The 14,807-nt window shown below is 63.5% G+C and carries 11 protein-coding genes; all 11 read right to left on the bottom strand.

Going from position 1 to position 14,807, the window contains the following annotated elements:
* Positions 1 to 14: 14 nt before the first annotated feature.
* Positions 15 to 983 (bottom strand): DUF4150 domain-containing protein, encoded by a 969-nt coding sequence (locus tag ASD99_RS32165; RefSeq protein WP_082583268.1) that lies wholly within the window; start codon positions 981 to 983, stop codon positions 15 to 17.
* Entirely contained in the window at positions 983 to 2,041 is a 1,059-nt protein-coding gene (locus ASD99_RS14420; protein ID WP_244497736.1) for a beta-ketoacyl synthase N-terminal-like domain-containing protein, read from the bottom strand. The genes ASD99_RS32165 and ASD99_RS14420 overlap by 1 nt, the downstream gene beginning before the upstream one ends.
* Entirely contained in the window at positions 2,038 to 3,096 is a 1,059-nt protein-coding gene (locus tag ASD99_RS14415) for a DUF2169 domain-containing protein (protein WP_057144033.1), read from the bottom strand. The genes ASD99_RS14420 and ASD99_RS14415 overlap by 4 nt, the downstream gene beginning before the upstream one ends.
* Positions 3,097 to 3,213: 117 nt before the next feature.
* Positions 3,214 to 3,756 carry a type VI secretion system-associated protein TagF gene (tagF, locus tag ASD99_RS14410; RefSeq protein WP_244497735.1) on the bottom strand — a complete coding sequence of 181 codons (543 nt, stop codon included), beginning with the start codon at positions 3,754 to 3,756 and terminating at the stop codon, positions 3,214 to 3,216.
* Positions 3,738 to 7,274, bottom strand: a complete 3,537-nt coding sequence (gene tssM, locus ASD99_RS14405) for a type VI secretion system membrane subunit TssM (RefSeq protein ID WP_057144031.1) — start codon at positions 7,272 to 7,274, stop codon at positions 3,738 to 3,740. Before tssM ends, tagF begins: the two co-directional genes overlap by 19 nt.
* 1 nt (position 7,275) lies before the next feature.
* A complete protein-coding gene (gene icmH, locus ASD99_RS14400) occupies positions 7,276 to 8,598 on the bottom strand; it encodes a type IVB secretion system protein IcmH/DotU (protein WP_056581796.1) in 1,323 nt (440 codons plus the stop codon).
* A gap of 4 nt (positions 8,599 to 8,602) precedes the next feature.
* On the bottom strand, positions 8,603 to 9,937 hold the full coding sequence (tssK, locus tag ASD99_RS14395; RefSeq protein ID WP_056581795.1) for a type VI secretion system baseplate subunit TssK: 1,335 nt from the start codon (positions 9,935 to 9,937) through the stop codon (positions 8,603 to 8,605).
* 39 nt (positions 9,938 to 9,976) lie between these two features.
* The gene (gene tssJ, locus ASD99_RS14390; RefSeq protein ID WP_056581794.1) at positions 9,977 to 10,429 is read right to left on the bottom strand and encodes a type VI secretion system lipoprotein TssJ; all 453 of its coding nucleotides are present in this window, start codon (positions 10,427 to 10,429) and stop codon (positions 9,977 to 9,979) included.
* Positions 10,430 to 10,432: 3 nt separating this feature from the next.
* The gene (tagH, locus tag ASD99_RS14385; protein ID WP_057144121.1) at positions 10,433 to 11,905 is read right to left on the bottom strand and encodes a type VI secretion system-associated FHA domain protein TagH; all 1,473 of its coding nucleotides are present in this window, start codon (positions 11,903 to 11,905) and stop codon (positions 10,433 to 10,435) included.
* Positions 11,902 to 12,969, bottom strand: a complete 1,068-nt coding sequence (tssG, locus tag ASD99_RS14380) for a type VI secretion system baseplate subunit TssG (protein ID WP_057144030.1) — start codon at positions 12,967 to 12,969, stop codon at positions 11,902 to 11,904. Before tssG ends, tagH begins: the two co-directional genes overlap by 4 nt.
* Positions 12,933 to 14,807 (bottom strand): type VI secretion system baseplate subunit TssF, encoded by a 1,875-nt coding sequence (gene tssF / locus ASD99_RS14375; protein ID WP_057144029.1) that lies wholly within the window; start codon positions 14,805 to 14,807, stop codon positions 12,933 to 12,935. Before tssF ends, tssG begins: the two co-directional genes overlap by 37 nt.

Genomic DNA, 14,807 nt, shown 5'->3' with positions numbered 1-14,807 from the left:
CTCCTTGCTAGAGATCATGGATCCGGAGGGCCGTCCGGACACTGGCAACTCGGATGCGCGCGTATCGGCAAGCCATCGTGGTCACCCGAGTTGTCGCGATTGTACCTGCCCATGGCGGCACCGATCGTCGTGTTCACCCGCGTATTCAGCATCTTGAAATTGCGCATGCTAGCGAGTGGGCCGCCGAGTGCCGCATCATGCAGGTGGTCGGCGTTGAATGGAGCGCTTGACCCACCCTCTGTAGGGTTTGCGGGCCTCGGGTTCATGGCGTTCCATTCCTTGGCTGCGCATGGATGCGCGAACTGGCTCTCCATCTTGTTTTTCTTGTCGGCGGCGCGCGCGGTGAAACGCTCGGTATACGTCGCTTTGTAGGAATCGTAGTCGGATTGGCTGTAGTCCACCCGTCGCAGGGATTTTCCCTTCGAGGTGCTTTTGCCGCGGTTCAGCCGTGCGCGATCAAGGGACGCCACCTTTGCGCAAAGCTGTTTGCACATGCATGGCGTCCATTTTTTCTTGCCGCGCTTCTTCATTTTCTTGTCGCACCGGATGTTCAGCATAAAGCAGTCGGCTTGCTTAAGCGGGTCGACATCTCCGGCCAGGTTCACTGTGTTCTTGTCGTTGTGGAACTTCTTGTCGGTGTGGCGGCAGGTGTTGCCGCCATCCATTTTCACGTCGAAGGAATAGGTGATCCAGTCGGTCGCTTTCTTGAAGACATTCGACTTGACGCCGCCAACCGTGCCCGGCTCGTCGCCGGAACTCATCGCGTATTGCGAGCCCTTGATGGCGATCATCTTGCCGCCCTTGGCAAAGACCGTCGTGGTGCCATCCTTAAGCGTGCTCTGATTGGCGATGTTGGGGTAGGGCAAGGGGATCGGGCCGCCGGGGCTCGGGGTCTTGCAGACATCGGGTATGGTGGCGATCGACAGGCCGATTGTGCCCTTGTAGGTCAAGCCCAGATTGTTGACGACGATATGAGTGGTCATCAGCCGGCCCTACTCGGTCCGCCAAGCAGCACGCCGGCTCGTGCGCCGTTTTCGGAGCTCGCCCAGATCAGCGACAGTGGCCCAGGCTGGTAGCCGCGCGCTTCCGCTTCTGTGATCAGGCTGACGAACAACGGACCCGAAGCCGCGCCGACATCCCCCCAGCAATCGGCGGGAGTCTCAAAATCGGCGGCATCCTTGAAACGGCCGGGATTGCGGATGACGGCGAAACCATACTCGTTGCCGCGGTAACGCTCGCCATTCATGTCACAGATGATGCGATCGACCTTGTCAATCGGCGCATCCTGGAAAAGCAGGCGGAAAGTGGCGCCCAGGCCTTCACCCAGCACCACCGTCTCCGTCTTGATTCTGTTTTCCTCACTCGCAATTGAAGTGCCGACGATTTCGAGCAGCGGAAGTAGCCCGAGGGCGCGCGCCACGCCAAGCGTTGTCAGCAAGGAAAAACCCGCCGCTTCACCCGGGCAGAAACCATAGGTGGTCGTCTCCGAATGAAGCTGCTCGTTTTGGTCGAGCCATTCCAGCGTCTCCGGCTCGAGATAGCTGTCGACGCCGCCCGCCAGGCAGAATTTGGCTCTGCCGTCGCGCAACGATTTGCAGGCGTGATGAATCGCAAGCAGCCCCCCGGCGTGGCCGCCCGCGGTTGAGCCGCCGCCGTCCAGACCGACATGCTGCCCGATCTGTTTGCGCAGCCGCTTGTCGACCTCTGCCGCAAAGCCATCCGGCTGGCCCGGCCGGGGCTCTCCGGTGGACAGGATCAGCGTCACTGCGGCATTAGCGTTCGATTGCAAGAGAGGTCGCAGCGCGTCGAGCGCCGGCGATACCGCTATCTCCACGGCCCTGTCGACGCCACGCAGATCGACATCGATGCTGGTATCGCGGGTCACCTTCATCCGTTCGCCGAAGCGGTCGATCATGTAGGGATGTTCCTGGATGGCCGAGATTCCGGCGCGGACCGCCGCAGCACTTGAGGCCGCGTCGAAACCTAGCGGGGTACGCGCGCCCACGCCGACAACGGCAATCGTGTCTGCCTTGGCCATCATTCGTCTTCATCCGCCAGCCAGACGCCGCTTGCCGCGATCATTGGCGAAATGCCGGTACGCTCACGGACACTGAGCGTCGTCATTTTCAGGCGCTCCTCGTCGTAAGGTACCGGCAGGGTCGACATCCATGTTATCGAAAACTGCCTGAGATCGGGCTTGATGCGCAGCGTGTGGATGGTGGCTTCGCCGTTCTTGCGATCCGGGCGGTTGTAGAACTCGGTGGTTATGTCGAAGGTGATGCGCGGCAAGAGAAACTGCAGGAAGCCATCCGCGGTGAAATTGCCGAGCCGCACATCTTCATAGCCGATGAGCGGCGTCTGGGTTTGCTGGTCCTCAGGCGCACACTGGTAGTACATTCGGCTGAAATCGAGGGGCAAAAGCGGATCGCGCGTCTTCTCCCATTGTGCGCCATAGGTGCCAGCATGTTTCATGCGCGGCTGCCAGTGCCGCGCCACCGGACCGAAGCCGGCCGGCTTGCCGCTTCTGTGGTCGCGGTAGGGTGCGTCGGGATATTCGAAGTTGGGTCCCGTCCGACTAATCAGCCGCTGCGGATCGACTGCAAATCCGGTACCGACCGGATTGCGCTGGTCCCAGTCCGGCTTCGAGGCCTCCATATCCGTGCCGCCGTAGGTCCGGCGCCAGCTGATGGGCATTTTCGTGAAGGGTTCGGCCCGGCTCATCCGCACCGACACCGCGCCGGGCATGAACACACGGTCGCCCACCACATTGACGGTCTTGTCCACGTTGCCGACTTTCATGCGCGCGGCGCTCTCGATGCCCGGACGCCCGCCGGGCGCATAGACATGTCCTTCGACCAGAATGTCGGTATGCTTCTTCTCCAGGTTGAGGTCCGTCTCGTCGAGAAGCTCATTCGGGTCGGAGCCATAGACGGGCGCCAGATTGACCGGTGTCTGGTCCTTCAACAGCCGCTGCTTGCCGTCGGCATCGATCTCGAACGACGCCTTGATTGCAATTAGCCAGACCTCGTGCCCGCGCTCGTCACGCGTCCAGCTTTCCTGGGCGGCGAATGGCGTCTCGTTGGACAATATCCACATTCGAAACCACGCATCCTTTACGCGATGATGAAACAGCGGGCCTTGACTGCCCTGGAAATAACTATCGATCGGGTCTGTGTCTGTGCCGGGTTTTACGCGTCGTCGAATTCGCCCCCATCAGCTGGTCTCCCAACTGCCGGCGAGTATCTGTTCCAGCGTCGTTTGAGGCGATTGCGGATCGATGTCGAAAATGTCCGAACGGGCGGTCCACATCACCATGCCGCCGATGATCTCGCCGTCCGGCTCGACGGGCGGCACCGGCAGTGCGGCCAGCGCGGCATCGAATTCGTCGGGCGTCAGTTCGCCGTGCTGGGCGGCGATGGCCGCTTCTTCGATCCCGGCAAACCACGCCTCGGCGTCAGCCAGCCGAACCGGGGCTTCAGCAAGCTGTGCGACGACGCTCAAGGGGAATTGCCTGCCGACCCTGTCGGCGCTCTGCAGTATGATGCCCGCCGATGCGCCGAAGCAAGCCGGGCCAGCCAGAAAGCGCAGTGCGGTTGTGCCTGGCCAGAATTCCGAGCCGAACAGCGGGACGAGATGCTGCGCCAGCCAGCGGTCCCAGCCGCGAACAAAGTCACCCGACAGCCGCCGTGTCACGAAATCGCCGGTGGCGGGCATTTTTCCGTAAAAGCCGGGCAGGTTCATATCTGCGGTGGACATGAGAATTTCTTGAACATTTGCAGATTGTAGGGATTTTCGACGCTGGCGGCCTTGAGCTCGAAATCGGCGTACATGCCTTTCGTCCCCAGGCGCAGGCTGTAGACATCGGACAGCGAAGTCCCGGTGAATCGGCCGCTGCGCAGCATCCTCAGCCACGCCCAGCTGCCGGTCTCGTTCAGCATGATTTCGGGTGAGCCGTCGATGGGCTGGAAGGCGAGGGAGATGACCCCGGTGCCGTCCTTGCCGGGCCAGGTCATCGGTTGCGGCCGCGTCGCGTTGTTGAAATAGACGAGGGTCTGGCCATCGAGATTGAGCGTCACACGCGTGACGTTCGGAGACAGGTCTTTCGGTTCGAGCGTGAAGCTCATCACCGGTCCGGTACCACCGGGAAAGAGATCATCGCGTATCCGCCTGGCCTGCTCGAACGCCGCCAGCGCCGAAGGGTCGAGGCCAAAGTCGGCACGCCATTTCCACGGCTGGCTGGCGGTGTCTACATAGCTGATCAAATGGTCGTTGATGAAGGCATCGATCAGGCCCGCCGGTCCGAACAGGCGGGCGAAGTCGCGGACATTGACGTCCACCGCACTTTCCGGACTGAATGGATAGCGGTCGTTCAGCGCTGCCTGGCAGAAAGGCAGTATGTCCGCCCGCCAGATGGCGTTGAGCTCCGAAGTGACCGCCTTCTGAGTCAAATTGCTGGTGTCACCGGCAATCCCGCCCAGCCAGCTGTTGATAGGGTCCGGCAGGATCTGTGCCTGCCTGGCAACCGCACCCGTCAGTTCGGCAAGGCCGCCTTGCTTCTTAATGGCATCCTGGGGGTCGGGATTGGCCGTGACCGTCTGCAACACGTTGGACAGCGCCGTCAGAGCCACCACCGCGGCGTCGAGTGCTGGCGGCTGGCCGTCGACCTCGGCAATAGCACCTTTGAGCGGCTTGAAGTGTTCGGCCACCAGGTTCCCGGTAAGATCCACCTCGTCAGCTGAGCCCGCGCGTGGAAGCAGCTTTGCCCCCGTTTTGACGATCTTGCCGAGCTTGCCGAGTTTGCCGAGCAGTTTCGAGCCGGCCTTGGCCGCCGCCTTGTCGTCGGCCGGCGCTTCATCGGACCGGGTAAGCTCGGTCTCCTGAACGACTGCCGTGAGCAGGCGTTTCAGCGCTGAATCGGCGCTGGAAAGATCCTTCAGATTCTCACTGGCGACATTGAGGTCGCTCAACGGCGCCAGCCTCATATCGCGCAGGAAGCTGTCCCACTGTGCGATATAGTCGTCGTAATAGAGCTTCAGGATATCCTCGGACAGCGCCGACACGGACGTTTCGGAGTTCTCGGAGCAGCCTCCGGCGAAGACCGCCCGATCCAGCGCCGCTTGTGCTGCCACATCCTCGATGCGGTCGAGAATGGCGTCGTGGAAGCCGGAATAGGTGAATGCTCCGGAAATGCCGACGCGAAGCGTCTTGTCGGAACGCCGCGCAAACACCTTGCCACCGTTGGGGCCGGCGAAATTGGCCGGGATCCAGTCTTTTAGACCGGCCACCGCCGGATCGGCCAGCAACTGCTTGTAGGCACGCGCCGGCAACGAGATCGTGCACACCGTTTTCAACGCTTCGGCAACCAGGGCCTGGTCGGGTGCGACATAGCTTTCGTCGACCGTCATGCGGCGGATGGCGGCAAGCTGATGCTCTTCGGCATCGGCGGTTGGAAATGGTGCCGCGGCCGCGAATTCGGGCAGGCTGTTCACCCACCAGTTCTGGGCGTAGTCGGGATCCATCTGCGACAGACCGGTCATCATGCGATACGTCTTGAGCGCGCCGAGCATGAAATCCGGATCGCGGATCTGCCGCCACATGGTGGCCTCGAGAAGGGCCACCATGTGCGGCTCAAGCACGTTGCGCAGGGCGTGATCGTAGGTGTCGGTCTGAGCCCGCACCAGTTCCGCCGAGGCCGATGGCCCCAGCAGATCCTGCGCTGCTGCTGGTGGAGCGGTGCGGGCATTCGCTACCGCGTCCATCGCCTCGAGCGCGCCGTCGATGGCAGGCTGCTGCACCGATGCCGAATTTGCGGCAGCCGAGGTCAGCGGCGTCTGCAGCGCTTCGAACTGGCTTGCCTGGGCCGAGATCGCATTGCGGTTGTCGTAGTAGGACCAGGCAAACACCGCACTGGCCAACAAGCCTGCAGCGGCACAGGCAGCCGCGGCACCGCGCCAAATCCAGGCGCGGCGGCGTTGAGCCAGCGGGTCGAACGTACCGAGGCCTGCTTCCTTGAAGATGACTTCGGTGAGCAGGTTCTTCAAGAAGAAGCTGCGTTTCTCGACCCTTGGTGCGGGCAGGGCCCGCCGTGGCGGAAGACCGAAGGACGACGACAGCGCCGCGGTCAGCCGGTCGATGGGTGCCCCTTCCTGGGTCGCCGATGTCAGATAGAGGCCGCGCAGCCATGCAGCCTCTTCATACCGGCTTTCGCCGAACATTGCCTCGACCAGCACCTGGATCGGTTCGGACAGGCTTGCCAGTTGGGCGGGAAACCGGAAGATCTCGGCGCGGGCGGCGAGTTTTTCCTCATCCTCCAGGCGCGGCACCAGCCGCCGCTCGAGTTCCGTCGCCAGCGTTGAAATCTCGCGTTCGATGATCTTGGCATCCACGCGCGCATCCAGCGCGAAGGTCGTTCCCCATACCTGCTCGCGCGAGGCGGTGGACAGACCGCCAAAGAAGGCCTCGAAACCCTTGATCAGATCGGCCTTGGTCAGCATCAGATAGACCGGAAGGCGGATTTCGAGCCGGTCGTTGAGCTCGGCCAACCGGCGGCGGATCTTGCGGCCATGCGCCTTGATGGCTTCGTCGCCCTCCGAAAGCACATCGATCGAAAGCGCGACGATCACGCCGTTGAGCGCGCGGCGGCCGCGATGCTTCTTCAAAAGGTCGAGGAAGCCCAGCCATTCCGCCGCGTCGACATCGGGCTGGCTCTCCTGCTGGACATAGCGGCCGGCGGTATCGATCAGAACCGCGTTTTCGGAAAAGAACCAGTCGCAGTTGCGCGTGCCGCCGACCCCTTGCAGGTCGTCCGTGAGGTCGATCGGAAAATTCAGTCCGGACTGCCTCAGAGCCGTGGTCTTGCCGGTGGCTGGCGGCCCGACGATCACATACCAGGGCATCTCGCGCAGAAACTTGCGTCCGCCCAGCTTGCGGCGCTTCAGTTCGGCCATCACCTCGGCGAACTTGGCACCCACGGCCGCGACGTTCTCTTCGCCGGGGCTCAGCGGCTTTTCCACCGCAGGCGCGGCGATCTCCGCGACGAACAGCCGGTTGGCGCGGATCGCCCGGCGCTGGGCGACGATCAGCCAGATCAGCCAGAAGATGACCAGCAGCGCGATGATGACGATGCGCACATTTTCAGAGGCGAACGGTTCGTAGGGACCGATCCTGACGATCGGACCGAACACCCAGATGACCAGGGAAAGCAGCGTGATGCCGATCAGCGTCCACAGCCAGCGCGATGTCAGAACCGCCCAGAGGAAGCGCAGGATAAACATCTCACAGCCTCTTTTCGACAAGCACCTCGACGCGGCGGTTCAACGCCCGCCCCTGGCGCGTGCTGTCGCTGGCCACTGGATCGGTGGCCGCGCGGCCCTCGGAATGGACGCGGTCCTGAGGCACGCCGTTCTGGACCAGCATGTCGGCAATCGTCTGGGCGCGAGCCTCGGACAGTCGTTGGTTGGTCGACAGCGGATTGGTCTTCTGCAGAGGAACGCTGTCCGTATGGCCGATCACCGTGATGTTCCCGATCAGCTCCTGATTGGCAAGGATCACCTTGGCGATCGAACCGATCAGGGGCTCGAAGCCTTCGGTCAGTTGTGGCCGCGACGACTGGAACAGTTCGGGGTTGGAGGCCTGGACGATCAGCTTGGCCAGCGAAACGCTCTCGGTGCCGCTGAGGGCGGATCGGAGGTCGGCCGGTGCCCCGGCCTGAAATTCCGGCAACAGCGCAAAATCCACTTTCTCTGGTGGCGGGGCCTCGACCTTGGGTGACGTCCGGCTGATGTCGCCGCGTGCAGGCGGCGGCAACGTGCGCACAAGTGCGGAAAGCTCGACCGCCTGGCTGCTCAGTCCCATCGAGAGTCCGATATGGATGGCAGTGGCAACAACCGCCGCACCGAGCGCCATGACCCAGATCGGAACGATGAAGCGCTGCGGCTCGTCGGATGCGATCACGCCCTTCCAGTTTGGCGACAGCGGCGCGCCTTCGGCGTCGGCATCGCGCAGGAAGCGTGCCGCCGCCACGCGAACGGCATTGAGCGAGCGGTCGCCTGACCGCCCAGGCACGCGATATTTGCCGCGAAAGCCGAGCGCCATGCAGTCATACTGCAGTTCCAGCAATTCGCGATCGCGGTTGGGATGGCGTTCCAGTTCGTCCAGACGCGTGAAGAACTGCGTTCCGGCATCCACATCGCCGCGCAGCATGACCACAAGCGGCTGCCGCGGCCAGGCGCTGGCCCCGCCCCATGGCGTATTCAAAGCCAGATCGTCGAGCAACGCAGCCACGACCCAGGCTGCCTGGTCGGCCCTCTCCATCGAGGACCCTGTCGACATTGCTAGGTCGCGTGCCCGAACCAGTTCTTCGAGCAATCGGGTGCGCAACGCTTCCGGATTCTCCGGCGGCAACGCACTTTCAAGCTCGGGAGCGAACTCGAGCAAGGGCGCGAACGCGTTGACAAGCGCGTTCGGGTGGGTCCGAGACCGCTTTGCCGCCGCGCCCGGCAAGAGTGGCGCCATGGGCCGCGGCATCGGAGCGCCGGTCAATCGTATGCGAGTGCGTTCGCGATCCTCCGACAGTCCGAAAGGATCATCGCGGCTCATGATCTCACCTGTTCACCGAATAGCAGTCCACCTGCGGCTCGCTTGGCAACACACCCGAAACGCCAATGACGAAGCCTGGGGCATCGAGCAGCGACGCCCAGTGCTCGCTTTTCTGGTCAAGCTCGAGGCACAGCCGATCGCCATCGTAGGGGATCTCGCGCGGCTGGGAATGAAGCGGTTTCAGCGGAATGCCGGGCAAACGCGATTTCCACAGGCCCTCGAACTGGTCGGCCGAGCCGACAGTCGCCTGATTGACGAATATCTTGCGCAGCGCGTCCTCCGACAGCTCCGAACCGACCCGGATGACGATCCGGCTGGCCACCAATAGCTTCGGGTTGTCGATGCGGATTTTCCAGACATTGGTCGAATGCCGCATGACAGGCAGCGCACGCGATTTCGGCTCGATGTAACGCAGGCTGAGGATGAGCGAGCGCAGCGCATCCGCCAGCGCCGAATAAGCGAGGCCTGGCGCCATGTGATCATAAGCGGGCAACTCGCCCAGCCGCCGCGCGCTCGATCCGTAGGTAGCCATCGAACCGGCGAGCCCGGCAAGTTCCAGGTAGAGCTCGGCCGGATGGAAGACATCCTGCGCCAGCATGTGGGCCAGCCGCGGGCGCGCCGCATTGGCGAGATTGAGCATCAGCAGATCTTCGACGCTGCGCCCAGGCCCGCCCATGACCATCTTGCCATGCGCCTCCGCGATCTGGTCGAGGCCCGTGACAACCTCCAGAAGCAATTGTCGATACCAGGCCACCGCGCCGGTAACCAGTGTCGGCGGCAGGAAGGTCTCGTCCACGGAGACGCCGCCATCGGCTCGAACCCCCTTGAGGTCGGCTATCGGCAAGGCTGTGTAGCCACCGACCGACTTGCCGGGTGCAAGCAACAGCGCCTGCGGACGGGCGATCTCGATTTCTTCAGGATCTGAGCCGCCCTGGACGGCGTCACGCACCGAAACGATCCGTCCGTGATAGCGTGCTCCCGAGGCGGCGGCGTGTGCCGGATCGAAGCCGACACCGCCGGGAGGCTCCAGCGGCAAGGCGACCAGCACCGGCCCGGCGCCCGTGTCTGGGGTGACCAGCAATGGTCGCGGTGCGTCCATCATGTCTGGAATGGAGAAAGGTGTCCCGTCCGGAAAGATGCCCCGTGCGGACAGGATCGAGATCTGGCCGGCATCGAGCAATGCCTGATCCAACGTCAGCTGCTGAAAGCCGAACGTGTGCAGTTGCCCGGCCTGCAACGCGCCGCGCACTGTCGCCTCGAAAAACCGATCCTGCTGCTGGAAATGCTGAGTCCGGAGAAACAGACCTTCGGACCACAACACCCTGTTTGCATCGCTCATGCCGCTACTCTCTGCATTGAGCTCCCCTTGCCTTGGCCGCTAGGCGGAAATGCCGCCGCTGCCAAGCGTGACGTTGACCGTAAATTGTGATCCCGCCGACACCGACTTGGTCGTCCGCCAGTTCCTGCCAGTAGGCTCGCGGATCAGTGCAACGAAGCCCAGCGCCGTCGCATCCGGCTCGACGGTGATGGTTTTGGACGCGGATTTTCCCGGCCCGACGGCGATCTGGTCGGACCCGATGAGGTCGCCTGCGAGTGCAGAGCCGGCATCTCCCTGCAGGGCAAAGTAGTCGGCGGAATTGAACTTGCCGGTGCTGCGCAGCCGCATCACGAGGACCGTCACCGGCCGGTCACCGCCACCTGGTCCCGGATTCATGCCAGCCCCCCCGGTCACATTGATGGTGATCACCGAAGGTTTTGGCGGACCGCTCTGGCAAGCCGCAAGCAGCCCGGTTGCGCCCAGGGCGACGATAAATTCGCGTCGATCGATCATGTCTCACTCCTCCTCATATGCGTCCCGAAAATCAGCGCCGATCTCACCCAGGAAGCTTTTTTCCGCGCTCTCGGCGATTTCACGATGGCGTTTCTGGTAAAGCTCCCACAGCTTGGCGCCGCGCCCGCCTGAAAGCAGCGTGCCGATCGCGGAATTCGATTTCAGCTCTTCCTCGATCGCTGCCGGGTCAAAACGGTCAATCATCCGCCGCAAGGCGCCCTGTACGCCTCGCCAGGCGCGCACGTGATGTTGAGCGAGGTCGCGAACCGCGTCGGCGATTGCCGCTTCGCCGGCGAGAAATCCCGGGCTGCGCTCGGCGAGAAGCGTGACGATGGCGTCGTCGACCGTCGGCAGAAACTTGAGCGGATTGACTTCGGAAGCCCCGACCATGGTCTGGGCGACGCGAGCGTTTCCCTTTTCCTCGGCCCGCTTGCGCAGAAGCTGCATCAGGCCTTCCATCATCAGCCGATATTCGCGGCCAAACTTCTCCATTTCCGCAAGGCTGTCGCGTCCGGGGAAGTCGGCTTCCTCGACACCCAGGCCGTGCAGGAATGCGGAGCGAAGCGCCATGTCGCCCAGTTGCGGCGCTGCCGGCAGGCGAGCGGGTTTGGCAGCGGCGCCTGTCCGCGCTGGAGGTGGGACATCAGCCGCTCGCACGGGCAAATCCCAGGGATTGGCGGATTGTGGCCGTTGGGCGATGTGCTCGCGCTTTCCGGCCGAGCCGGTGCCGTTTGCCGAACCGGGCGCCGTGGCTGATCCGAAACCAAAATCATCATTGAAATCGGACGGCTTTCCATGAGCGTGTTCGACTTCGCGGCTTGGAGACGGCTCGGGGTCGAGGCTGAATGGGTCCGCCCGGTTCGCCGCGCCGCCCGGTTCGAGATAAGGGACGGCATTTTTCGACACAGGCGTTGAAACCGGATCGAGGCTGAACGGGTCATCGAAAGCAGGCGAGCTGCGCTGGCCGGAGGTGGCACGTTCGAACGCGCCCGGAACCGGCTGTTCGAACGGGTTCGGCAGATCCGCCGGACGTGGGCGTCGCGGCTCTTCTTCGACCGTGGCGGAAAAGAAGTCGTCGCGGCCGATGCTCACAGGCGCTCGGGATACCGGCGGCAGGCGTTCCGGAGCCGGCTGGCCGGCTGTGGATGCTTGGGCGGTTGGCGTCTGCAGATCGACATAGACGACGTAGTCGCCCAGTCTTAGCCGCATGCCGCTTTGAAGGCGCGTCGACTTGCCGGCGCCGAGCGGGCTGTCGGAGTCGTTTATGAACAATCCGCTGCTTGACGTATCGGTGACGAAATATCCATCCCGCCCGCCCGAGATCCTGCAATGAGCCCGCGAAACGAACATGTCGGGATCATCGATCTGCCAGCCAGCGTCCGCGCTGCGGCCGATCACCAACTCGCCCTCGTCCAGCCGGGTCTGCCGCACCGCCTGGGTGCGTGGCCCTTGTTCCAGCGTCAGCAGCAGGCTCATGCCGCGACCCCCGCCATTTCCGGCCGCCATCCGACGATTGTCCGCAGCCGCATGTCGTCAGCATCGCCCCTTTCAACGGGCCGCGCAAGCCAGGCGGTCCGGCCGAGCTGTACCGCTCCGATACGGGGCGGCGGCACTGCTTCGCGCGCAAGCACGATGCGCAGATCGACGTCGAGCGATTCCCCGACCATGTCGCGAACGGCTTGCTTGAACAGTTTGAGCCGCTGGCCGCCAGGCAGGAACGCCTTGAAGTCCTCGTACCCCAGCGGGCCGACACGGAGTTCGATCCTGCTTTGGCGGTTGAAAACGCGCGGGCCGATCGTCGCCCCCCGGCCGAGCCCAGCATAGGCTTTTGCAAGGCGGGTCTGGAGCCCGGCCGGGATGTTTATCCAGGCGGCGATGAACTCTTTGATCTGAACCGGCACCTTGAAGGCTTCCGCCAGGAACAGCGTCAGCCGTTCCGGGCCATCGACCTGGCTGGCGAGCGAAGCTGCCTGGCGAAGCTTCACCGTATCGAGATCGGTGCTCTGGGTGCCCGGAAGTCCGATTCCCGCCATGGCTTCAAGCATGGCGCGGACGCGCCCCCCAACCGCACGTTCGACCTGTACGGCGGGGTGCGCATCCGCCCATGCCCGATAATACAGGGCGATCATGCGGTGCTGCAGAATGTTGACGAAGTCCATGAATGTCGTGTCGCTGGTTTGCCGGGCATCGGCGCCGGTGAACCAGCGCTGCGACAGCCGATCGAGCACCCAGCGCGTCAGATGCAGCGGCAGCGGACCTTCGGGTCCCATCAGGCCAAGATTTGCGACCGTGACCCTGGCCGGAGCCTTGTCGTTCGCTTCGCGGAATTCAACCACGTCCCTGGCCGAAAAGCTGAGACGCATATGCTGTCCGAGCCTCGCCGGCTCGCGCTCCGGCGAGCTGGAATAGCCGAACAGCCCGCCCCTCCGTTCGAGCCGGCGCAACAGCTCGAAGAAGTCGAACGTCTCGGACAGCCCCTCGGTCTGGCTCGAGTCGACTGTGTCTAGATCAGGTAGCGATTGCCGGGCGTCATCGGCCATGGCACATCCTCCTGCTTCTGCAGCAGCCGCGTACGGGTTCGCACAAAGCCGTTTATACCGGCATGACGGGCAAACAGCCGTGCCAGCAAGGCCGAAAGCAGCAATGTGCTTTGCCCCGCCAGGACCGACTGGTCGACATGCAATGTCACTTCCGTGCCGCGTCCGAAGCACATCGGCCCGTCGATCTGCAGCCGTTCGATGACCGGCCGCGAGTCTATGCGAACGATCGAATGCACGTTGCGGGCAAGGCTCGGATCTCCCCGGTCGGCGTACAGATCAAGCAGCGCATGCAGCGGATCGACGCCGCGGCCTTCCTTGGCAAGGCTGAGAAAGTTGAGCGCCAGTTGGGCCACCAGCCGCCAGGCGAGATTGTCGGCGCGGGATTCGCCCGCCGCGCCCACCGGAAGCGCGGCGGGGATGGCCGGGCGAGGCGGACGCAACGCGCCGAGAAGCCGCACCGTTTCGACCGGGTCGCCGGCCTCCAGCGTCAAAGTGGGATTGTCATCGAGGATCGGCAGATCGCGGTTGGTACAAAGCGCCACGATGTCGACACGCTTCAGCGGCCGGTTCGCCGGGCTTTCCACCGGGCGTGAAATTGCCAGGAAAACATCGTCCCCTGCGTAGGAGGTGCGGGTCAGCCCGTCGCGCCGCTCGTCTTCCGTCGGGCGACGGGGGCGCCGCTCGGTGGAGTAGACCCAGCCACTGCCGCGATTCTGACCCAGGCTGAAGAGCTCTGGAATTTCGGCATCGCTACCCCCGGTGTCGGCGTCCTCCACGCGGATGACCCGATAGATTTCGAAGTCGCGCGCCCGCGTCCGATCGGCATGCAGCACCTGGCGCGTCTTGCGCGGATCAAGCTCGATGACGTTGCACTCACGCTCGAAGAGATTGATGATGGGCGTTGCGAAAAGTTCGAAATCGGCCGGTGTCAAGTCGGCAAGCTCGGGCACCGGGCGCCTGAACATGAAGATGATCTCGACCCCGGCCGCGCATCGACGCACGACGGGCTGCAGCCCGGAAACCCGCGCATAGTGAAAGCGCTCGGGCATCATGAAATATTCGCGCAGCAGGCGGTACCCCTCGAATGTCGGACGGGTACGAGGCATCAGGGACTCGTCGTCGCTGATGCCGATCATTTCGGGTTCCGGCAAAGGCGATAGGGGATTGGTCTTGCCTTCCGCGCGTGCGCCAACGGCCGAGCAAGCGCCGAAAATCGCGTCGAAAAGCAGGGGGGCCTTGGTGCGTCCCGCAAAGTAGAGATCAAGCCGATCGAGCGACAGTTCGTCGAGCCTGCCTTTTCCGGTTCGGGCCAGCACGATGCGGAGCGCCGCCTCGCCGGCCACACCGCCGATCGGTGCTATGCCGGCCGCTGCCAGCGCGCTGCGATCTTGAAAATAGCTTACGGAAGTCAGCGCTATCGGCCACAGCGTGATGTCCTGGGCGGTGGTGAAGGTGCAACGCGTCGAAAGGCCGGGCTGCAGGCCGGAGACCAGCCGGGTGTTGCGCTTGACGACATGGCCGGCAACCATCGTCTGGACCTGCTGGCCGGGTTTCAGCACCACCATCGCCGTTGCCGGCGCCGGCGTGACCAGATCGGGATACAGAACGTCGAGAACGCTGCGTGAAAACCGCGAGCGCTCGGCGTCGACTTTCAGCCGGGTGCGCGCCGCGAGGAAAGCGACGCCGTCAAGCAATCGCTCGACATACGGATCCGGACACGGCACCGTGTCGAGCGAGAGATTGCGCGCCACCGCCGGATGCAGGTCGGCAAATTCCGCCGCCAGCGCACGGATATGGGTCAGTTCCTCCTCGTAATATTCTACGAAGACCCGATCCAT

It is taken from the genome of Mesorhizobium sp. Root695 (assembly GCF_001428185.1).
In the GTDB taxonomy this organism is placed as follows: domain Bacteria; phylum Pseudomonadota; class Alphaproteobacteria; order Rhizobiales; family Rhizobiaceae; genus Mesorhizobium.
The sequence above is the reverse complement of the archived record's forward strand: the minus strand, read 5'-3'. Positions and strand labels throughout refer to the sequence as shown.